General features: G+C 62.1%; 21 protein-coding genes. 18 read left to right on the top strand and 3 right to left on the bottom strand.

The features are described 5' to 3' along the window. Positions 1 to 117 precede the first annotated feature (117 nt). Positions 118 to 1080: an alpha/beta fold hydrolase gene (locus tag K8B33_RS02215; RefSeq protein WP_223422801.1), complete on the top strand. Its 963-nt coding sequence runs from the start codon at positions 118 to 120 to the stop codon at positions 1078 to 1080. On the opposite strand, the gene K8B33_RS16180 is transcribed toward K8B33_RS02215, so the two are convergent. After that, positions 1070 to 1957: a universal stress protein gene (locus K8B33_RS16180; protein WP_223422799.1), complete on the bottom strand. Its 888-nt coding sequence runs from the start codon at positions 1955 to 1957 to the stop codon at positions 1070 to 1072. The two genes, K8B33_RS02215 and K8B33_RS16180, sit on opposite strands and share 11 nt — an antisense overlap. 168 nt (positions 1958 to 2125) lie before the next feature. On the opposite strand from K8B33_RS16180, the gene ccoN reads away from it, so the two are divergent. The 12 genes from ccoN (at position 2126) to K8B33_RS02150 (ending at position 13892) form a co-directional block, all read left to right on the top strand. After that, positions 2126 to 3577: a cytochrome-c oxidase, cbb3-type subunit I gene (ccoN, locus tag K8B33_RS02205; protein WP_223422796.1), complete on the top strand. Its 1452-nt coding sequence runs from the start codon at positions 2126 to 2128 to the stop codon at positions 3575 to 3577. A 2-nt stretch (positions 3578 to 3579) separates the two neighbouring features. After that, on the top strand, positions 3580 to 4215 hold the full coding sequence (gene ccoO / locus K8B33_RS02200) for a cytochrome-c oxidase, cbb3-type subunit II (RefSeq protein WP_223422793.1): 636 nt from the start codon (positions 3580 to 3582) through the stop codon (positions 4213 to 4215). Beyond that, positions 4212 to 4376 carry a cbb3-type cytochrome c oxidase subunit 3 gene (locus K8B33_RS02195; RefSeq protein ID WP_223422791.1) on the top strand — a complete coding sequence of 55 codons (165 nt, stop codon included), beginning with the start codon at positions 4212 to 4214 and terminating at the stop codon, positions 4374 to 4376. The genes ccoO and K8B33_RS02195 overlap by 4 nt, the downstream gene beginning before the upstream one ends. Then, positions 4369 to 5271 carry a cytochrome-c oxidase, cbb3-type subunit III gene (gene ccoP, locus K8B33_RS02190; RefSeq protein ID WP_223422788.1) on the top strand — a complete coding sequence of 301 codons (903 nt, stop codon included), beginning with the start codon at positions 4369 to 4371 and terminating at the stop codon, positions 5269 to 5271. The genes K8B33_RS02195 and ccoP overlap by 8 nt, the downstream gene beginning before the upstream one ends. A 6-nt stretch (positions 5272 to 5277) precedes the next feature. Further along, a complete protein-coding gene (ccoG, locus tag K8B33_RS02185) occupies positions 5278 to 6687 on the top strand; it encodes a cytochrome c oxidase accessory protein CcoG (RefSeq protein WP_223422786.1) in 1410 nt (469 codons plus the stop codon). After that, positions 6635 to 7159: a FixH family protein gene (locus K8B33_RS02180; RefSeq protein ID WP_223422783.1), complete on the top strand. Its 525-nt coding sequence runs from the start codon at positions 6635 to 6637 to the stop codon at positions 7157 to 7159. Before ccoG ends, K8B33_RS02180 begins: the two co-directional genes overlap by 53 nt. Continuing rightward, positions 7156 to 9579 (top strand): heavy metal translocating P-type ATPase, encoded by a 2424-nt coding sequence (locus tag K8B33_RS02175; RefSeq protein ID WP_223422781.1) that lies wholly within the window; start codon positions 7156 to 7158, stop codon positions 9577 to 9579. Before K8B33_RS02180 ends, K8B33_RS02175 begins: the two co-directional genes overlap by 4 nt. Positions 9580 to 9583: 4 nt before the next feature. After that, positions 9584 to 9808 (top strand): cbb3-type cytochrome oxidase assembly protein CcoS, encoded by a 225-nt coding sequence (gene ccoS, locus K8B33_RS02170; protein ID WP_223422779.1) that lies wholly within the window; start codon positions 9584 to 9586, stop codon positions 9806 to 9808. Beyond that, positions 9801 to 10526 carry a sulfite exporter TauE/SafE family protein gene (locus tag K8B33_RS02165; RefSeq protein WP_223422777.1) on the top strand — a complete coding sequence of 242 codons (726 nt, stop codon included), beginning with the start codon at positions 9801 to 9803 and terminating at the stop codon, positions 10524 to 10526. The genes ccoS and K8B33_RS02165 overlap by 8 nt, the downstream gene beginning before the upstream one ends. A gap of 198 nt (positions 10527 to 10724) precedes the next feature. Then, entirely contained in the window at positions 10725 to 12101 is a 1377-nt protein-coding gene (hemN, locus tag K8B33_RS02160; RefSeq protein WP_223422775.1) for an oxygen-independent coproporphyrinogen III oxidase, read from the top strand. A 54-nt stretch (positions 12102 to 12155) separates the two neighbouring features. After that, positions 12156 to 12923 (top strand): fumarate/nitrate reduction transcriptional regulator Fnr, encoded by a 768-nt coding sequence (gene fnr / locus K8B33_RS02155; protein ID WP_317846205.1) that lies wholly within the window; start codon positions 12156 to 12158, stop codon positions 12921 to 12923. Between the two features lie 30 nt (positions 12924 to 12953). After that, the gene (locus tag K8B33_RS02150) at positions 12954 to 13892 is read left to right on the top strand and encodes a universal stress protein (protein WP_223422770.1); all 939 of its coding nucleotides are present in this window, start codon (positions 12954 to 12956) and stop codon (positions 13890 to 13892) included. Between the two features lie 36 nt (positions 13893 to 13928). Here the strand turns inward: K8B33_RS02150 and K8B33_RS02145 are convergent, their stop codons facing one another. Next, a complete protein-coding gene (locus K8B33_RS02145) occupies positions 13929 to 14810 on the bottom strand; it encodes a crotonase/enoyl-CoA hydratase family protein (protein ID WP_223422768.1) in 882 nt (293 codons plus the stop codon). 234 nt (positions 14811 to 15044) lie between these two features. Here K8B33_RS02145 and K8B33_RS02140 point away from each other — a divergent pair, with 234 nt between their 5' ends. Then, complete coding sequence (locus K8B33_RS02140) at positions 15045 to 15344, top strand: sll1863 family stress response protein (RefSeq protein WP_223422766.1); 300 nt, start codon at positions 15045 to 15047, stop codon at positions 15342 to 15344. A 13-nt stretch (positions 15345 to 15357) separates the two neighbouring features. Here K8B33_RS02140 and yaaA read toward each other — a convergent pair whose 3' ends face one another. Next, positions 15358 to 16137 (bottom strand): peroxide stress protein YaaA, encoded by a 780-nt coding sequence (gene yaaA / locus K8B33_RS02135; protein WP_223422764.1) that lies wholly within the window; start codon positions 16135 to 16137, stop codon positions 15358 to 15360. A 156-nt stretch (positions 16138 to 16293) separates the two neighbouring features. Here yaaA and K8B33_RS02130 point away from each other — a divergent pair, with 156 nt between their 5' ends. From K8B33_RS02130 to K8B33_RS02115, 4 genes are all read left to right on the top strand, one after another. Next, positions 16294 to 16839: a hypothetical protein gene (locus K8B33_RS02130; protein ID WP_223422762.1), complete on the top strand. Its 546-nt coding sequence runs from the start codon at positions 16294 to 16296 to the stop codon at positions 16837 to 16839. Positions 16840 to 16941: 102 nt separating this feature from the next. Continuing rightward, positions 16942 to 18072 carry an acyl-CoA dehydrogenase family protein gene (locus K8B33_RS02125; RefSeq protein WP_223422760.1) on the top strand — a complete coding sequence of 377 codons (1131 nt, stop codon included), beginning with the start codon at positions 16942 to 16944 and terminating at the stop codon, positions 18070 to 18072. A gap of 79 nt (positions 18073 to 18151) precedes the next feature. Continuing rightward, complete coding sequence (locus tag K8B33_RS02120; protein ID WP_223422757.1) at positions 18152 to 19003, top strand: MBL fold metallo-hydrolase; 852 nt, start codon at positions 18152 to 18154, stop codon at positions 19001 to 19003. A gap of 3 nt (positions 19004 to 19006) precedes the next feature. Continuing rightward, entirely contained in the window at positions 19007 to 19600 is a 594-nt protein-coding gene (locus K8B33_RS02115; RefSeq protein ID WP_223422755.1) for an alpha-ketoglutarate-dependent dioxygenase AlkB family protein, read from the top strand. The last annotated feature ends 16 nt before the right edge of the window (positions 19601 to 19616 follow it).

Raw genomic sequence — 19616 nt, 5'->3', positions numbered from 1 at the left:
CTACAATCATCCGTTATAGTAGTTGGCTGGCCGCCGCGCCCGCCGCAATGGCATCCACGGCCAGCCGACACGCGTCGGTCAATCGATAAACCATAAACAGGTATACGGGTAAAGTTTATGTCATCACTGATCAAGTATCTGTCAGGGCTTGTTGTTGCTCTGTTGCTGGTAGTCGCAGTCCTGCTCGGCGTCTACTGGGCACCGGACAAGTCGGCGGAGGAACTGGCCGAACGCTGGGCGCAACCGCCCTCCTCTTTCATCATCATCGATGGCATGCCCGTGCACTACCGCGATCAGGGGCCGCGCGATGCAGCACAGACGTTGCTGTTGCTGCACGGCACCTCGGCCAGTTTGCATACCTGGGAAGGCTGGGTCGATGTGCTGGCAGACGACTATCGGGTGGTCTCTCTGGATCTGCCGGGTTTCGGGCTGACCGGGCCGTTCGTCAACCATGACGATTACCGCATCGACGCCTATACCACTTTCATGGCGCAAGCCATGGATGCCCTGGCGATCGAGCAGGCGGTGGTGGCGGGCAACTCGTTTGGCGGTGAAGTCGCCTGGGAAACGGCTTTGACGGTGCCGGAGCGCGTTGCTGCGTTGATTCTGGTGGACGCAGCCGGTTATCCGATTGAATCCGCCTCCATGCCGCTGGGCTTCCGCATCGCGCAGATTCCGGCACTCAGCGGCATCATGAATCGCGTCCTGCCGCGCAGCGTGATCGAATCCAGCGTGCGCAATGTCTACGGCGACCCGAGCCTGGTCGACGAGGCATTGGTAGACCGGTATTACGATCTGACACTGCGGGAAGGCAACCGCGCGGCCCTGTCTGCGCGCTTCAAGCATGTAGCCTGGCGTGATGAGTCCGGTGAGCGGCTGGCGACCCTGACGCAACCGACGCTGATCATCTGGGGCGGGCAGGACCGTCTGATTCCACCTGAGAATGGCCACCGCTTTGCTGACGATATCCCGAACGCCGAGTTGGTGATGTTTGATGCGCTGGGACATGTTCCGCAGGAAGAGGACCCGCAGGCCACCGCGCAGGCTGCGCAGCAATTCCTGCAACAGCTTACGGAATGATCAGCATATCGCCACTGACCTGATGCAGCACCTTCTCCAGGGTGGTGGTCCGCCACAACCCTGAGAGGCCGCTGTACGGCATGCTTCGCCCCATCACCAGGATGCCCGGCTTTGCGGCATCCTGCATTTGCACCGCCAAAGCCCGGGGCGGCGCGCCCTCCAGAATTGTAAATGCCGGCGTTGCGGACAGGGTGGCCGACAGGGCTTCCAGTCGTGTCCGGTGCTCTGCCGTCACCTCCGCCGCAGGATCGCCGCCACCAGGCAGCAAGTCGCCGAACTCCTCCTTCAGCCACTGCAGTGGCGGTATCACCGTCACCAGCGACAAGGGCCAGCCGGTCGCGCCGGCCAGTGCCTCGCCGTGATGGGCAATCGCCGCCCCTTGCAGATTCTCGTTGCCGGCGCCGGTGTCGATGGCGACAAATACCGCCTCCGGGCAAGGCCGCTCCGGGTCCACCAGCCAGGTGCACAGCGTGTCGTTGAAGCGCAGAAAGCGGCGCAGATCGGTGGGAATCGGTGTGCCGGCCGGCCCGCGTTGCAGCAGTACCAGGTCCATATCCTGCTGCGTGGCGGTATCGCGGATCAGTTCAGCGGCATCGTCATCCAGCCAGGCCAGCTCGTAGCGTGCCTCGCGGCCGCTGCTGCGCAGCTCGGCCACCAGCGTATCCATGGCACCCCGCGCCTGGGTCATGGCTCTGTGGCGCACCTGATGGCGCAGTTCCGGGGTCAGAAACCGATAATCCATCCCGGACAGCGGGCTGCGCACCGGGCGCAGCAACAGCAGGCTGCTGGCTGCATCGGCACAACAGGCCAGTCGCGCCACAAGCTGGCGATCTGCGGCGGCGTCACCGGTCATCACGGCCATGATGCGCTGATACACGTTTGACTCCTTATCTTGATCCTGATCAATAAAGCGGATGTTATCCCCATTGACCCCGGCATGGCAGCACTGTGCCCGCTGCGCAACTTGATACAGGTCAAGGTTGCGCCCTGCAACGCAGTGAGAATGGGCGCGTCTTGCCTGTCACGCCAGTCTGGGGATACTGCCATGCACGCTGCCACACCCTCGCCCTACCATTACCGGGTAGTTCGACAATTTGCCATCATGACCATCGTCTGGGGGCTTGTCGGGATGTTTGTCGGCGTCTGGATCGCCGCACAGATGGCCTGGCCGGTCCTCAATTTCGATTTGCCCTGGACCAGCTTCGGCCGGTTGCGGCCCTTGCATACCAATGCCGTGATCTTCGCCTTTGGTGGATCGGCACTGATCGGTTCGTCCTATTATGTCGTGCAGCGCACCTGCGAGACGCCACTGGCGTTCCCGCGGCTGGCCGCCTTTACCTTCTGGGGCTGGACGGCGGTCATCGTGCTGGCTGCCATCACCCTGCCCCTGGGCCTCACCACCAGCAAGGAATATGCCGAGCTGGAATGGCCGATCAACATCCTGATTGCCGTGGTCTGGATCAGCTATGCCGTGGTGTTCTTTGCCACCATCGCGAAGCGCAAGACCTCGCATATTTATGTGGCCAACTGGTTCTACGGGGCCTTCATTCTCACCATCGCCCTGCTGCATGTGATCAATAACCTGGCCATTCCGGTGTCCATGTGGAATTCCTATTCCGTGTTCTCAGGCACCGTGGATGCGATGGTGCAGTGGTGGTACGGCCACAATGCGGTGGGCTTTTTCCTGACCGCCGGTTTCCTGGCGATGATGTATTACTTCGTGCCGGTGCAGGCGCAGCGCCCGATCTATTCCTATCGCCTGTCGATCGTGCATTTCTGGTCGCTGATTGCCATCTACATGTGGGCGGGCCCGCACCACCTGCATTACAGCTCATTGCCGGACTGGACCCAGTCACTGGGCATGGTGTTTTCCATTGTGCTGCTCGCACCCAGCTGGGGCGGCATGATCAACGGGGTCATGACCCTGTCCGGCGCCTGGGACAAGCTGCGCACCGATCCGATTATCCGCTTCATGATTGTCGCGCTGGCGTTCTATGGCATGGCCACCTTTGAAGGGCCGATGATGTCCATCAAGACCGTCAATGCCCTGTCGCACAACACCGACTGGACCGTCGCGCACGTGCATGCCGGCGCCCTGGGTTGGGTTGCCATGATCACCATGGGCGTTATGTATGTGCTGATCCCGCGGGTCTTCAATCGTCGCGCCATGTACAGCATCAACTGGATCTTCACGCACTTCTGGCTCTCCACCGTGGGCACGGTGTTGTACATCGCATCCATGTGGATCTCCGGCCTGATGCAGGGCCTCATGTGGCGGGCCGTGAATGCAGACGGCACCCTCGCCTACTCCTTCATTCAGGAAATGGAATATCGCTTCCCCTACTACGTGGTGCGTCTGATCGGCGGTGTGATCTTCTTCGCCGGTATGGTGCTGATGGCCTGGAATGTCTGGAAAACGATTCGCGAGACGGACAACGATGAGGGGGCGGACAACCGCCTGGATAGCGACGCAGCCGCACTGCCGGGAGGAGCGTAATCATGGCCGGTTCTGCACACGAAAAAGTTGAAAAGAATGTCGGTCTGCTGATTGCACTGGTGCTGGTTGCGGTCAGCTTCGGTGGCCTCGCAGAAATCGTACCGCTGCTCTGGGACGACGATACCACCCAGCCGGTAAAAGGACTCAAGCCTTATACCGCACTGGAGCTGGAAGGCCGGGACGTTTATATCCGCGAAGGCTGCCATGTGTGTCACACCCAGATGGTCCGGCCACTGCGTGCCGAGACCGAGCGTTATGGCCCTTACTCGGTGGCTGGCGAGGATGTCTGGGAGTTTCCGTTCCTGTGGGGCTCCAAGCGCACCGGACCGGATCTGGCCCGTGTCGGCGGACGCTACTCGGATGAATGGCACCGCGATCACCTGTACGCACCGCGCGATCTGGTGCCGGAGTCCAACATGCCCGCCTATCCCTGGTTGCGCTATCGCACGGTCAACTGGCGGCACACGGAACGCAAGCTCAATGCCATGCGCATGCTGGGTGTGCCCTACAGCGAAGAAGATATTCAGGCGCAGCTGCAGCGTGTTGCTGAGGACTGGGCCGAGAAGACGGAAGAAGATGCACTGGTGGCTTACCTGCAACAACTGGGCACCGTCATGACCGGGAGGAGCGCGCCATGACACTGATCAATTATCACGTCGTGTTGACCGTGCTGCTGGTGGTGGCCTTTGCGGCAATGACAGCCTGGGTGTTCTGGCCCTCCCGTCGTCCGCATTACCAGGATATCGCCCGGCGCATCTTGCAGGACCGGCATGCCGAGGAGAAAAAAGACGATGAGTAATTTCTGGAGCGGTTACATCATTGTACTGGTGCTGCTCAATCTGCTTGGCTGCGCAGTGTTGCTGTTCTGGAACAGCCGCATGAGCGCCGAGGAAGCCAAGCGCCGCACCACAGGGCATGTGTTTGACGGCATCGAAGAACTGAACGAGCCGTTGCCGCGCTGGTGGCTCTGGCTGTTTGTCGGCACGCTGATATTTTCCGCCGCCTATCTGGCGCTGTATCCCGGTATGGGCAAGTACGCCGGGCTGCTGGGCTGGACATCCCAGGGCCAGTGGGAAGAGGAAGTGGCGTTTGTCGAACGGCAGACGGCGCCCCTGTTTGCGGAATACGCGAAAGTCCCGGTGGAAGAGCTGTACCAGTACCCGGAAGTCAGAGAAGTCGGCGCGCGTCTTTATATGCAGAACTGTGCCATGTGCCACGGCTCCGACGCACGTGGTGCGCGCGGGTACCCGAGCCTCATGGACGGTTCCTGGCAATGGGGCGGCACACCGGAAGCCATCAAGCACACGATAACCAAAGGCCGTGACGCCAATATGCCGGCGTTGGCTGCGGCGCTGGGCGAAGAAGGCACCACTGATATGGCCTGGTATGTGGCCAGCCTCAGCAAGCCGGAATTGGCCGAGCGCGAGGATGTGGCGGAACGAATCGAGCGCGCCGCGCCCCTCTTTGCCATGTGTACGGCCTGCCACGGCGCGGACGGCACCGGCAACACCACCTTCGGTGGCCCGGACCTGACTGACGGCAAATGGGTGTACGGCGGCCGGATCGCAGATATCGAACAGACGTTGCGTCAGGGGCGTATGGGAAAGATGCCTGCCCACGAGAGCATTCTCTCGGCTGAGCGTATCCATGTGCTGACCGCCTATATCTACGGGCTCCGTTCTGATGATGAGTGACCGGCTATGAACGAACCCCGCATCCCGATGCAGGAAGATCCCGAGTGGATCAGCCTGTACAGCAAACGCGACGCGATACATCCGCGGGCGGTGCACGGTCGCTTCCAGCGGCTGCGGGATGTGACCGTGTGGGCCACGCTCGGTGGCTATCTGTTGTTGCCCTGGTTGCGCTGGCCCGACGGCGATGGCGGCTGGCGTCAGGCGGTGCTGTTTGATCTGCCTGAACGCCAGTTTCATATCTTCGGCGTGACCTTCTGGCCCCAGGATTTCATTCTGTTGTCCTGGTTGCTGATATCACTGGCGTTCGCCCTGTTTGTCGTCACCGTCCTGGCAGGCCGGGTTTACTGCGGTTATGTCTGCCCGCAGACGACCTGGACCCGCTTCTTCACCTGGATCGAGAAGATGACCGAGGGGGATCGCCATGCGCGCATCCGGCTGGACAAGTCCCCCTGGGATCGCAACAAGGTGATGCGGCGCGGCAGCAAACACATTCTCTGGTGGATGCTGGCCTCACTGACCGGCATTACCTTCGTGGGCTACTTTACGCCGATAGGCGATTTGCTGTTACGCGCCTTTACCTGGGAACTCGGGCACTGGGAAATGATCTGGATTGCCTTTTTTACCGGCGCCACCTATGTCAATGCGGGCTGGCTGCGCGAGCAGGTGTGCATCTATATGTGCCCCTACGCGCGCTTCCAGAGTGTGATGTTTGATCGCAACACGCTGATCGTGTCCTACGACACAGAACGGGGTGAGCCGCGCAAACGCGGGCGGCGCAAACCCACAGAGACGGATGTCGGCGATTGCATTGATTGCGAGCTGTGCGTGCAGGTGTGCCCCACCGGTATCGATATTCGTGACGGTCTGCAATACGAATGCATCGGTTGTGCGGCCTGTGTGGATGCCTGCGATGCGGTGATGAAACAGGTCAACCTGCCCATCGGCCTGATTCGCTATACCACTGAAAATGCGCAGCAGGGTCGCGCGACGGACTGGTTCCGGCCGAGGCTGCTCTCCTACGCCGCGATGCTGCTGATCATGGTTAGCGTGCTGGGCTATGCCCTGGCGACCCGCGTGCCGCTGGGCATTGATGTGATGCGGGACCGGGGCCAGCTCTATCGCACCGCCAGTGGCGGCATGATCGAAAACAGCTACCAGCTGGTAGTAATGAATCGCAGCCAGCAGACCCGTGATATCCGGCTTTCCCTGAAAGCGGCCGACGGTTTGCGCTGGCAGCACGGTGAGCAACGCATACAACTGCCCGCGGGCACGACACGCACGCTACCTGTAACACTCGCTTACGACCCTTACACCGACGAGGTCCGCACCGGCCCGGTGTGGTTTATTCTGGAGGACCAGGACAATGTCAGATATCAGCTCCGTCGAGAATCCCGGTTTATCGCCCCGGCGCACTGACACACAACCCTGGTACCGCTACCGGTTCGTGTGGTTGATCATCGGCATTCTGGCCTGGTCTGTGGTGACAGGACTGACGTTGCTGGTGGTTGCAGTGCTCAATGCAGATGACGTCGTCAGTGATACCTGGTATCGCGATGGACGCGGCATCAATCGCGATATCGCCGCAGACAATATGGCTGTGGCACTGGGTATTCGTGTCGTGGTGCAAGGCAGCGCACTGCAACTCAGCAGCGACGCCGCTCTGCCCATGCCGCCACAGCTGGAACTGGCGCTGCGCCACCCCACCATTGCGGCCCGCGATCAGGTACTGGCCTTTACCCATCAGGGGGGTGGCGAATATGCCACCGAGACGCCACTGCCTCAGGGAAGATGGTCGTTGACGCTGACGCCCTCAGAGGGTAACTGGCGCTTGCACCAATATCGTGTCTCCAGCACTGCGCAACCCTTGCTGTTAGGCCCGGATGCATGAATGCACCGGACGCACTGTTCACGACGGACGCGCCCTGCTGGCATTGCGGCACACCCGTGGGCGCGCAGCCCGTGCCGGCGAAGACACCGGAAGGGCCTCAACCGGCCTGCTGCCACGGCTGCGCTGCCGCGATTGAAGGCATTCATCAGTTGGGTCTCGGTGATTACTACCGTTTCCGCACCGATGCCGGGCGTCCGCCGGACACGGAGGCACGCGATGATCAGGCGCTGGCACCGTTTACCGTGCCGGAGTTGCTGGCCGGTTTCATCGAGACACAGGAGAACGGCCAGACCCGATTGACGTTGCGCATCGAGGGGCTGCATTGCGCGGCTTGCGTCTGGCTGATCGAGCATGGGCTTACCGCGTTGCCCGGGGTCGAGGCGGTCCGTCTGAATCTGGCCAGTGCCCGCCTGACCGTGACCTATGATGCGCAGCAGGTGACGCCGCTGACGCTTGCCCGCCGCTTGCGGCAGTTGGGTTATCGCGCCTGCCTGCCGACCCGGGAAGGCCGCGTGCTGCAAGCCCGCGCGGCCTATCGCCAGATGCTGCGCCGGTTGCTGGTGGCCGGGCTTTGCAGCATGCAGGCAATGATGTATTCCACCGCGCTGTACGTGGGTACTTTTGACGATGTGGAAGCGGTTTACGCGCAGCTGTTTCGTCTGACCAGTTTCATTGTTGCCACGCCGGCGATTTTCTACAGTGGCTGGCCCTTTTTCAGTGGCGCCTGGTATGCCCTGCGGGCGCGCACCCTGACCATGGATGTGCCCGTTGCGCTGGCGCTGGCACTGGCCTGGACCGGCTCTGTGGTGGCACTGGTGCGCGGCGTCGGGCATATCTATTTCGAATCCCTCGCCATGTTCGTGTTCTTCCTGTTGATCAGCCGCTGGCTGGAGCAACGCCAGAAACTGCGTTCGGCAGAAGCGCACAGCCAGCTCTCGGACAGCCTGCCAGCCGTCGCCCGCCGAAAAATCGCAGACACCGACACCTGGCAAACCATTGCCAGCCACCTGATCAACCCGGGTGATTGTCTGAGCGTGCAGCAAGGCGAACTGATTCCTGTCGATGCCACGGTGACCGATGGCGAGGCGTTGGTGGAAGAAGCCTTGCTCACCGGTGAGGCCGTGCCGGTGAAACGCGTCGCCGGCGAAGCGGTGCTTGCCGGCGCGAGAGTGCTGGAAGGCCATCTTGTCATGCAGGCGCAAGGCAGTGTGCGCGACAGCATGGTCGCACGCCTTGGTCAGCTACTGGATATCAGCGAGGCCGAAGAGTCCCGTCTGCATCTGTATGCGCGCCATATCGTGCCGTGGTTTATTGGCGGGGTGCTGGGCCTGGCGGTATTCACCCTCTGGTGGCACCGGGATGCAGGTCTGGACCTGGGGCTGCAGTACGCCCTGGCGGTGCTGGTGGTCACCTGCCCTTGCGCGCTGGCACTGGCCGCGCCGCTGGCCGTCAGTGCGGCGCGCAGCCGGGCGCTGGCAGAAGGCGTGCTGATTGCCCGCCCCATGCAGCTGCTGGCACTGGCAGAGGTTGATCGTGCGGTATTCGACAAGACCGGGACCCTGACCGAAGGGCGTTTCAGTGTGCAGGCGGTTCGCCACCTGGATGAGCGTTGGCCCGAGCACACACTACTGGGTGTCGCCGCCGGCCTGGAGCGACATGCCAGTCATCCCCTGGCAAAAGCTATTGCCGCACTGGCACCCCCCGTGCCCGTGGACGCCTTCACCCAGGTGCGTCAGGGGGTCAGCGGCATCGCCGCCGGTGAGACCTGGGCCCTGCGTGCCGCGTCGGCAGCACTGCTGAGCGAGCAGGACCCCGCAGGCACCGCCGTCGCGCTGTACCGACAGAATGCCGATGCATCCGAGACGCCGGTGATGCTGTTTTTTCTGGCAGACTGCCTGCGCCCCGACGCCGCAGAGGCGCTGCAGAAGCTCCATCAGCAAGGCATTACCACGATGCTCGCATCCGGCGACCGGGACGCTGCGGTACAGCATGTGGCCGCTCAGTTGCCCATCAGCGATGCCCGCGGCGCACAGACCCCGGAGCAAAAACTGGCCTGGATCACCGAACTGCAACGGCTCGGGCACCGCGTGCTGATGACCGGCGATGGCATCAACGATGCCCGCAGCCTCGCCGCCGCAGATTGCGCCATTGCCATGGCGGACAGTAGCGCGCTGGCCCGGGATGCGGCGGGCATCTACCTGCTGCGACAAAACCTGCTTGCCCTGCCCTGGCTTCAGCGTCTGTCCTGCGCCACCCACCGCACGCTGCGCGTCAATATTGCCTGGGCGCTGGGCTACAATTTGCTGGCGATTCCCTTCGCCGTAGCGGGCCTGATCCCGCCCTGGCTGGCCGCCATCGGCATGTCTGCCAGTTCTCTGCTGGTGTCCTGGAATGCGGGGAGATTGCGTTCGTGGAAATAGTCATATGGAAATAGTCATTCTTCTGATCCCCCTGGCCCTGGTCGTCCTGGGACTTGCGATAGCGGCGTTCTTCTGGGCCGTCAGCCGGGATCAGTTTGACGATCTGGATTCACCGGCGTGGCGCGTGCTGTTTGATGACAAAACGCCCCCCAAACCGGAAAAGCGTGACCCGCACGGCGCGCCTGCGGATGCCGACCCTCTGACAAAAGAGCCCCCTGCTGATGAGTGATGGATTGCTGTTTGCCAGCATGCTGTTGATGGCGTTTGCCGGCAGTGTGCATTGCATTGCCATGTGCGGCGGCATGGCGATGGCGGCCACTTTTGCCGTGCCCGAGGGCCAGCGTCAGGGGCCGGCCCTGTGGCGCTGGCAGATCCTGTTCGGCTGCGGCCGCGTCCTCACTTATATGCTGCTGGGCGCGGTGATGGGCGCACTGGGTGCGGTGATGTCGTTGCCACCGGCGTTGCAAGGCGCACCGCTGCTGCTCTCTGCGGTGATTATGGTATTGCTGGCCCTGTATCTTGTTGGCCGCACCGCCGGTATTCGCCTGGTCGAGCAACTGGGTGGGCACCTCTGGCGGCGCGTCAGCCCCGCCCTGCGCAGACTGATGCCAGTGACCAGCCCGGGGCGCGCGCTGGCCCTGGGCATGGGCTGGGGCCTGCTGCCGTGCGGACTGGTTTACGCCGCGCTGGCGCTGGCCGTCGGTGCCGCGTCGCCGCTGACGGGGGCGGCGCTGATGCTGGTCTTCGGTGCGGTGACTGTGCCGCCGGTGGCGGCGGCCGGGGTGGTGGGCGGCTCCATGGCGGCCTTGCGTGGCCCTCGTGGTCGGCGAGTGGCGGCGGCGCTGGCACTGATCATGGCCGGATTGCTGGTCTGGCAGGTTGTGGCAGGCGGTCACGATCATGCGCACGGCAAGGACGTGCCGCATGAGCATCATCATCACCATTAACAGCGGCGGGTTTCAGTGTTCATTTCAGCGTCAGCGCTTCATTCCAGCACTTCATTCCAGCACGTAATGTCAGTGCTTCATTGACGCATATCAACGCAGCATTTTCCGGCCCCGCCATGATAGCGACGTGACAGATAGCAACGTGACAAATAGCAACGTGACAGGCAACGGCCCGCAGTAGCAGGAGACGGAGGCGCCATGAGCGAATGGAATACAGATCTGATCCGTCGATACGACGGCAAGGGGCCGCGCTATACCTCCTACCCCCCTGCCCTCGCTTTCCATGAGGAAATTGCCGAGACGGATTATCTTGCAGCGATAGAGGAAGGCAATGCGGCGCGGCGCCCGCTGTCGCTGTACAGCCATATCCCGTTCTGTCAGTCGGTGTGCTACTACTGCGCCTGTAATCGCATTGTCACCGCCAACCGGCAGCGTGGCGCCGTGTACCTCGATGACCTGCTCAGCGAAATGCGCTTCAGGGCCGCATCGCTAGATAGCCAGCGCCCGGTCACCCAGCTGCACTGGGGCGGCGGCACCCCGACCTTTCTCGATGACGGCCAGCTGACGCGTCTGATGCATCACACCGGGCGTCTGTTCCGGCTGCTGGAAGATGATCGTGGCGACTACGGCATTGAGCTGGACCCGCGCACTGTGGACCGGGCACGCATCGGCCTGCTCCGGGGGCTCGGTTTCAATCGGGCCAGTCTCGGCGTGCAGGACCTGGACCCGCGGGTCCAGCAGGCGGTGAACCGCGTGCAGCCATTGCAGTTGATCACCGACTCGATGGATGCCCTGCGTGAGTTCGGTTTCCACTCGGTGAGTGTGGATCTGATTTACGGCCTGCCCTGGCAGTCCGAATCGAGCCTGGCACGGACGGTCGAGCAGCTGGTGGCACTGAACCCGGACCGCGTCTCCCTGTATAACTACGCGCATCTGCCCGCCCGTTTCAAGGTGCAGAAGCAGATCGAGGAAGCCGCACTGCCGGCCCCTTCGGAAAAGCTGCGCATGCTGGCCCGGGCCGGCAGCATGTTCGAACAGGCGGGGTATCAACTGATCGGCATGGATCACTTCGCCCGCCCCCATGATGCGCTGGCCAAGGCCCAGCAGGCCGGCCGTTTGCACCGCAACTTCCAGGGTTATTCCCTGCATGGCGATGCGGACTTGCTGGGCATGGGGGTCTCGGCCATCAGCCAGATCGGCGGTCTCTACGCCCAGAATTTCAAACAGCATGATCGTTGGCAGGCAAGCGTACAGGCAGGCGAATTGCCCATCGAGCGCGGCTTTGTGCTCAATCGGGATGATCTGATCCGCCGTGATGTCATCATGACATTATTGTGTGATATGGCGCTGGATTACGCCGCGCTTGGCGAAAAATGGTCGGTACCGATACCGGAATACTTTACCCGGGAACTGGCAGCGCTGGCGCCGATGGAACAGGACGGGCTGGTGCAGCGGCATAGCGAAAGGCTTCTCATTACGCCGCGCGGCCGTCTGTTTGCCCGGGCAGTGGCCATGCATTTCGACCTGTATTCCGGCCAGACACCGGAGCAGCATCGTTACAGCCGCATTCTTTGAATCTTGCCCCTTTTCCCGGATGCATTGCACATGAAGGAGGGTTACAGTATCGATATCGTTCCAGTTGCTGAAAGGCGTTGTACGCCAGAGAGAGTTGACTCAATGACCAGTCGTGTGTCCTGCAATGATTGCTCCCTGAGCCCCATCTGCTTGCCCCTGGCGGTACGGGCCGATGAGCTGGAACAGCTCGATAGTATCATTCGCCGCGGGCGCGCCATGAAGCGCGGTGAGCACCTTTACCGCGCAGCAGATCCGTTTGATTCCGTCTACGCGGTGCGCAGCGGCGCCCTGAAAACCTATTCCGTGTCAGAGGATGGTGAGGAACAGGTCACCGGCTTTTACCTGCCCGGCGAAATTGTCGGCATGGACGGCATCAGTACGGCGCATCATGTGTCGTCCGCGAAGGCGCTTGAAACCGCCACCGTCTGCGAGATTCCCTTTGACCGCCTTGAGTTTCTTTCCACGCGCATTCCCAGCTTGCAGCATCACTTTTTCAGCTTGATGAGCCGCGAAATTCAGGCGGACCGTGAATTGCATCTGCTGGTCAGCAAGAAATCTGCCGACGACCGGATTGCGGCGTTGCTGCTCTCCATCTCTGCACGGCACAAGCTGCGCGGTTTGTCCGCATCCACCTTTCGCCTGCCGATGTCCCGCTACGACATTGCCAACTATCTCGGGCTGGCTGTGGAAACCGTCAGCCGCACTTTCACCCGTTTCCAGCAGCAGCACATTTTGCGGGTTGAAGGGCGCGAGGTTGAAATTCTGAATCGCGGTGCACTCTGCGGTGCCGCGCCCCAGGAAATTCTTGACCAGCCCTGCTGACAGCCCGTCGTCTTGCCCTCCGGAGATTCCATGCAACCTGTTTTTATTATTCTTGATGCGCAACTCAAAGCCAGCCAGCCCGCGCTGGAAAAAGGCCTGCGCATCGCTCAGGGTCTTGGCGCCCCTGTCACCGTGTTTGTCAACGGCTATTCCGCCGCGCTGGTGCGCAGCATTGGCAGTGATGAAAGCCGCCTGGCGGGTGCCCGGTATGCAGTGCGGCACGCCTGGCAGGCGCGCATTGATGCGTTGCTGAGGGATGTTCCGGGGCTGCCTGTTGACGACATCACGCTGCACAGCGATATCGTCTGGGAGCAGGATGCCGAAGCCGCCATGCGCACATCGATTCTTGCCGCTGACCCGCAGCTGGTGGTGATCCATTCCGACGGGCGCGATCGTGGTATCAAGGGTCTGGTACTCACCCCGCGCCACTGGCAGTTGCTGCGCAAGGCGCCCTGTGATGTGTTGTGCGTCGATGAAGTGGCCTGGCCGAACGAGCTGCCGGTACTCGCTGCGGTGGACCCGGACCATGACGGTGGCGAGCTGCTTGGCTTGAACGCCATGATTGTGCGCAAGGCGCGGCAGTACAGCGATGCGCTCGATAGCGATCTGCGTCTGAGTTATGTGGTGGAACACCCGGACGAAAGTCTGGTGCTGATTGCCGGTGAAGCGATTCCCAGCTACATCAGCAATCCGGATTCATTGCGTGATTACTACTCAGGGAAGTTGGGCGAGCTGTGTCGCAATGCAGGGCTGGACGAACAGGCCCGCGTGCTGCTGGAGGGTCGCCCGGCGGACGCGCTGGCCGAATACCAGCAGCGTCAGGGGCCCTTGTTGCTCGTTCTGGGGACCGTGCATCGTGGCCCCGTACGGCGCATGTTGCTGGGCAGCACAGCGGAAAAAATTGCCGGCAGCGCCCGCGGTGATCTGCTGGTCGTCAAGGACAGCGATTTCGACAGCCCCTGGGAATAAGGCTCTTTCCACCACGGCCTCAGTCCCACCACGGTTTCAGTCCCACCATGGATAGCCCGGCGGCATATCGCGCACCGGCGACAGCGAGAATCTCGCCGGGCGCTTCTCGATAAACGACAACACGCCCTCCTTCGCATCGTCCGAGCGCCCGGTCCAGTAAATGGCCCGGCTCTCGATCTCGTGGGCGCGTTGCGGGTGTGGCTCACCGGCCATACGCCAGAGCATCTGCCGTGACAAGGCGACCGACACCGCCGACGTGTTATCCGCAATCTCTCTGGCCAAACGCCGGGCCTCAGCCATCAGCGCATCACCTTCATGCAGTGAGCGTAACAAGCCGCCGCGTTGCCCCTCTTCCGCATCAAAAACGCGACCGCTGAGTACCCATTCCAGGCTTTGCGGCAAGCCGACCACTTTCGGCAGCAGCCAGCTGGCAGCGCCGTCAGGCACAATACCGCGCCGACAGAATACGAAACCCATGCGCGCGTCCCGGCTGGCGATACGAATATCCATCGGCAGCGTCATGGTGGCGCCGACGCCGACCGCCGGGCCGTTGATGGCGGCAATCATCGGCTTGATGCTTTCGAACATGCGCAGGGTGACCCGGCCGCCAGTGTCGCGCACCAGCTCCCAATCCGGTTCGTCTTTCTCGTTCCGGGGCGCGTCGCCGGTAGCGTCATAATTGAACGTATCCGCGCCCTTGCCCAGATCGGCCCCCGCGCAGAAAGCCCGCCCCGCGCCCGTCACAATGATGACACGCACTGCGTCATCGGCATCGGCGGCGTCCATCGCACTGATCAGCTCTTCGGCCATGACATCGGTGAAGGCATTCAGGCGATCAGGGCGGTTCAGCGTCAACGTCAGGATGCCATCGGCAACCTCGTACAACAGGGTCTCGAATTGTGGCCGGGGGGCTGACATAAGCGCATCTCCAACAAGGGGCAACTTCATGCAGCCTAGCACCGCCAGTCTGCAACGCCCTTGTCCTGATCCGACAGCGCCGCTTGTCTTTATGTCAGGTGCCGCAGAGAACGGGATGCTGACATGCGTCAATAGCATGTCTGCGTTTCGGGGGTAGCCTTGGGAAAGTAGCCTGAGATGGCAGCCTGAGACGGTAGCCTGAAAAATACCAGACCGTAAGTGAGGAGAGCTTCCATGAAACGCCCCAGCGAATATTTGCAGTCCCTTGGCCAACGTATTGAAGAATGGGAATACCAGCTTGACCGCTTTCAGCACCGTGTTGCTGATCTCGGCGACCAGGCCCGGGCTCGCGCCGACCAACAGGTGGCGGAGCTGCAGGCCCTGCGCAATGAACTGAAAGACAAACTGGCGCATCTGGAAGGTCAGGGTGAGCAGGCCCTGGAAGACATTCGTGATGGGCTGGAGCTTGCCTGGGACGGGCTGCACCTTGGCCTGCTCACCGCCCGCGCAGAGTTTGAAGCCAAGGAGGATTGATGCCGACCAGCCCTCACTGATCCTTTTCACGGCGGCGGAATACCAGCCTGTCGGCATCAGAATCCGCCGCGTGGAAACGATATCCCGCCACATCGAAGCCAGTCAGCCGCTCCGGCTCGCGGACATCATGCTGCAGTATCCAGGCAGCCATGAGGCCGCGGGCTTTTTTTGCATAAAAACTGATCACCTTGTACTGGCCGTTCTTCTCGTCCTCGAACACCGGCGTGATAATCCGTGCCTTGAGACGTTTCGGGCGCACGGCACGAAAATACTCGTTGGATGCGAGATTGATCAGCACATCCGTGTCGGCCGCTTTCATGTCCGCTGCCAGCATGTCGGTAATGCGATCATCCCAGAACTGATACAGGTCCTTGCCGCGTTCGTTGGCAAGACGCGTGCCCATCTCCAGGCGATAGGGGCGCATCATATCCAGCGGCCGCAGCAACCCGTATAGTCCAGAGAGAATGCGCAGGCGGGATTGCGCCCGCGCCAGACTGTCAGCATCGAATCCGGTCACATCCAGCCCGGTATAGACATCGCCCTTGAAGGCAAATACGGCGGGTCTGGCGCTGTCTTTCGTCGCAGCAGGCTGCCAGCTGGCGAAACGCGTGGCGTTCAGCGCCGCAATCTTGTCGCTGACGCCCATCAGCGTGCCAATGTCCCCCGGGGTGAGATCGCGCAGTTGCGCCACCAGCTCGGCGCTGTCCGCCAACATCCTGGGCCGCGTGGTCTTCACGTTCGGCAGTGGTGACGTGTAGTCCAGTGTCTTGGCAGGGGAAACGACAATCAGCATTATTGACCTCACGCAGCGTGACAATGACAGCGCGGCAGTATAGCAGGGGCGGTGACAGGTTTTGTCGATGGCAGTGATCGTTGTCGCCGCCCGCATCACGCAGCAGTCCAGACAGCAGTCCAGACAGCAGACCAGACAACCAACCAGGGAACCCTTATGTTACGCGTGCTTCTCGTTCTTGCCGGCCTCCTCGCCATCGCCGTCGTACTGTGGGCGAGCTGGCGTATCGATCGCCGCCTGTTTGCCGGAACACTGGTGGCGGTGTTGATTGGTGCCCTGATGTTTGCGCTGGGGTTCTGGCACAGCCGTGGCCAGGCGCAGGTCGTATTACCTGCCGACGCCGTCAGCCTCTCGCTGTCGCAATCCCGGGGTATGGAGATCGGCATTCGCATCCGGGGCCGTGTTACCAATCACAGCGAGCATGCGCTGGCCCGGGTCAAGGCGCGGGTCACCCTGCTGCAGTGCGCTGATCTGGATGGCACTGACGCTGATAGCACTGACGCCGATAGCACCGATGCAACCCATTGCGAAGCAGTGGGAAAAGACACCATCGATCTTCGCCAACACGTCCCTGCAGGCGCCGACTACCCGTACTCCACGATGGTCAATCTCTCCGCTGACCTGCTCGACGGCACGACGCAATGGCAGGTTGAACCACTTTCCGTGATCGGATATGCCATAACGGAACGCACGCGTCATTGACAGTAGCTGTGCAGCGATTATCGTGTGAGCGGACATATGACCCGTGAGTCATGGGTTCGATTTACGGCCCCCTGACACGCGCACTCAGCTTCCGGAGCCCCCATGGATTTTCAACTCACCGAATCGCAGCAGATGCTGCAGGACAGCGCCCAGCGCTTCATGCGTCAGCAACACGGCTTTGAGCAGCGCCGCGCCCTCCTCAAGGAAGGCGCCGGCCTGCACGCCGCGTTGTGGCAGACGTTTGCCGAGATGGGCTGGCTGGCCCTGCCCTACCCGGAAGATCAGGGCGGGCTGGATGGCAGCCACCGCGATCTGGTGCAGCTGATGAGCTGTTTTGGTGAGGGGCTGACGGTCGAACCCTACAGTGCCAATGTCCTGCTCGCCGGGCAGCTGATTTCGGCACTCGGCAGCCCTGAACAGCAGGCCGCACTGCTGTCGCCCATGCTGACCGGCGACATGCAGCTTGCCTTTGCCCACGATGAGCCGGGACGCCGTTTTGCCCTGGATGCCCGTCTGCTGACCGCTGCCCGCGACGGCGATCAGTACCGCCTCAGCGGCGACAAGGCCGTGGTGTTGAACGGGGATAAGGCGCAGCAGCTGGTGGTGTCTGCACGGTTGGGTGAGGCGACCCTGTTATTCGTGGTGCCGGCGGATGCCAAAGGCCTGAGTCGGCGTGATTATCCGACCGTGGACGGTGGCAGTGCTGCCGATCTGCATTTCGACGGCGTCACCCTGCCCGCTTCTGCACTGCTGGGTGATGAACAGGACCAGAGCGCCGCCATCGAAGTGGCGCTGGACAAGGCGCTTCTCGGCTTGTGTGCCGAAGCCGTCGGCATCATGGCGGCGCTGGTCAGCGATACCGTGGAGTACTGCAAGACCCGCAAGCAGTTTGGCACGCCGATTTCCACCTTTCAGGTATTGCAGCACCGCATGGTGGACATGTTCATGCGCACGGAGCAGTCCCGGGCCCTGCTGGAGATGGCCGCAATTCAGGCGGATAACGCCGCGCCGGCGGAAGCCCGCGAAGCGCTATCCTCGCTCAAGGCCTGGCTGGGCTCTGCCGCACGCTACGTGGGGCAACAGGCCGTGCAGCTGCATGGCGGCATGGGGGTGACCGAGGAATTGCGGGTCGGTCATTACTTCAAGCGTCTCACGCTGATCCAGGAGCTGCTGGGCAACGAGGACTGGCACCTGCGCCGCCTGGACCGCCTGATGACTGAAGCGGCAGCCTGAGCGGCGACAGTGATGGCACTTTGCCGCCAGTCACCGAAAGGTTCACAATGCCGGTCCCGAAATACAGCCCGAGGTATGCATGAGCGGTCTTGTTCCCGGCCAGGTGACCCCCCTTGTGCCCGGTATCTGGCGCCTGCTGGCGCTTAATCCCGGCATGATGACGGGCCCCGGCACCAACACCTATCTGCTCCAGGCAGGTGACGGTTTGATGGTGCTCGACCCGGGCCCGGCAGACAGTCAGCACGTCGACAACATCCGCGCCGCAGCGTCGGAGATCGGCTTGCCGTTGCAGGCCGTGCTGGTGACCCACACCCACCGGGACCACTCCCCCGCCGCCGAGGCACTGGTGGCTGAACTGGCACTGCGCCGGCTTGGCCCCGAAGCGCCAGACGACGGCCTTCAGGACGATGCCTGGGTGCCGGACCAGATTCTGCGAGATGGCGATGTCGTCGACCTCGGCAATGAGAAGCGGCTTCGGGTCATCGCCACTCCGGGGCACGTCAGCAATCATCTGTGCTACCTGCACGAGGAGAGCGGCGTTCTGTTCAGTGGGGATCATCTGATTCAGGGCTCTACCGTGGTGATCGTGCCCCCCGCCGGTTCCATGCGGGATTATCTGGCGTCACTGGAAAAACTGCAGGGCGAACCCATCACCCGTCTGGCCCCGGGCCACGGTGATCTGATCGAAGATCCCCAGGCCTATATCGCGCACACCATCGGCCACCGCCTGCGCCGGGAAGAGAAAGTGGTTCGCGCCTTGCGCCTGCATCCGGACAGCACGGCCAGTGATCTGGTCGGCACCGTTTATGATGATGTGCCGGTATTTCTCCATGGCGTCGCGACCATGTCGCTGATGGCGCACCTGCTGAAACTGGAAGAGGAAGGGCTGGCAGCGCAGGACAACGAGCGCTGGGCCATGCTCGCGTCCTGACCTGTGACAGAGCCTCTCCTCAGGCCCCTGCCGCACACCCCCGGACTGCAATGCTGGCCCACACTGCTGGGCGCGGCGCCAGCCCAGGCGCTGATGCAGCAGCTGCTGGACGAAATTCCCTGGGAACAACCGGCTATTACCCTGTTTGGTCGCACCGCGCCGGTGCCGCGCCTGCAAAGCTGGCATGGGGAGCCTGAGGCGCGCTACGCCTACTCCGGCCTGCCCCTGCCCCCCACCCCCTGGACGCCGGGGCTGCGCCATATTCTGGACGTCGTACAGAGCGCGACCGGGCACCGCTTCAACAGTGTGCTGGCCAATCTCTATCGCGACGGCCACGACACCATGGGCTGGCATACCGACGATGAAAGAGAACTGGGTCCTGCACCCTGGATTGCCTCCTATTCACTGGGGGCGACCCGGGATTTCACGCTGCGGCGCCGCGGCACCACCCGCATCGGAGACAGGATCGCGCTGGCGCACGATCAGCTACTGCTGATGCCGCCGGCCATGCAACAGCACTGGGAGCACGCATTGCCGCGCCGGGCACGGGTGCTGGCGCCGCGAATAAACCTCACGTTTCGCTTTATATATGGATAGCAACCTGATGATTTAA

The sequence above is a fragment of the Alcanivorax limicola genome (assembly GCF_019931215.1).
Lineage (GTDB): Bacteria > Pseudomonadota > Gammaproteobacteria > Pseudomonadales > Alcanivoracaceae > Isoalcanivorax > Isoalcanivorax limicola.
Note: the sequence above shows the minus strand (reverse complement) of the source record. Positions and strands in the feature narration are given on the sequence as shown.

Excerpts from the sequence above, each read along its gene's own strand:
- K8B33_RS02125 (WP_223422760.1), top strand. The coding sequence starts at position 16,942 with ATGGATTTTCAACTCACCGAATCGCAGCAGATGCTGCAGGACAGCGCC.
- K8B33_RS02180 (WP_223422783.1), top strand. The coding sequence starts at position 6,635 with ATGTCAGATATCAGCTCCGTCGAGAATCCCGGTTTATCGCCCCGGCGC.
- K8B33_RS02165 (WP_223422777.1), top strand. The coding sequence starts at position 9,801 with ATGAGTGATGGATTGCTGTTTGCCAGCATGCTGTTGATGGCGTTTGCC.
- yaaA (WP_223422764.1), bottom strand. The coding sequence starts at position 16,137 with ATGCTGATTGTCGTTTCCCCTGCCAAGACACTGGACTACACGTCACCA.
- ccoP (WP_223422788.1), top strand. The coding sequence starts at position 4,369 with ATGAGTAATTTCTGGAGCGGTTACATCATTGTACTGGTGCTGCTCAAT.
- K8B33_RS02120 (WP_223422757.1), top strand. The coding sequence starts at position 18,152 with ATGAGCGGTCTTGTTCCCGGCCAGGTGACCCCCCTTGTGCCCGGTATC.
- ccoN (WP_223422796.1), top strand. The coding sequence starts at position 2,126 with ATGCACGCTGCCACACCCTCGCCCTACCATTACCGGGTAGTTCGACAA.
- ccoG (WP_223422786.1), top strand. The coding sequence starts at position 5,278 with ATGAACGAACCCCGCATCCCGATGCAGGAAGATCCCGAGTGGATCAGC.
- K8B33_RS02215 (WP_223422801.1), top strand. The coding sequence starts at position 118 with ATGTCATCACTGATCAAGTATCTGTCAGGGCTTGTTGTTGCTCTGTTG.
- ccoS (WP_223422779.1), top strand. The coding sequence starts at position 9,584 with ATGGAAATAGTCATTCTTCTGATCCCCCTGGCCCTGGTCGTCCTGGGA.
- K8B33_RS02130 (WP_223422762.1), top strand. The coding sequence starts at position 16,294 with ATGTTACGCGTGCTTCTCGTTCTTGCCGGCCTCCTCGCCATCGCCGTC.
- K8B33_RS02140 (WP_223422766.1), top strand. The coding sequence starts at position 15,045 with ATGAAACGCCCCAGCGAATATTTGCAGTCCCTTGGCCAACGTATTGAA.
- hemN (WP_223422775.1), top strand. The coding sequence starts at position 10,725 with ATGAGCGAATGGAATACAGATCTGATCCGTCGATACGACGGCAAGGGG.
- K8B33_RS02195 (WP_223422791.1), top strand. The coding sequence starts at position 4,212 with ATGACACTGATCAATTATCACGTCGTGTTGACCGTGCTGCTGGTGGTG.
- K8B33_RS02150 (WP_223422770.1), top strand. The coding sequence starts at position 12,954 with ATGCAACCTGTTTTTATTATTCTTGATGCGCAACTCAAAGCCAGCCAG.
- K8B33_RS02175 (WP_223422781.1), top strand. The coding sequence starts at position 7,156 with ATGAATGCACCGGACGCACTGTTCACGACGGACGCGCCCTGCTGGCAT.
- ccoO (WP_223422793.1), top strand. The coding sequence starts at position 3,580 with ATGGCCGGTTCTGCACACGAAAAAGTTGAAAAGAATGTCGGTCTGCTG.
- K8B33_RS02145 (WP_223422768.1), bottom strand. The coding sequence starts at position 14,810 with ATGTCAGCCCCCCGGCCACAATTCGAGACCCTGTTGTACGAGGTTGCC.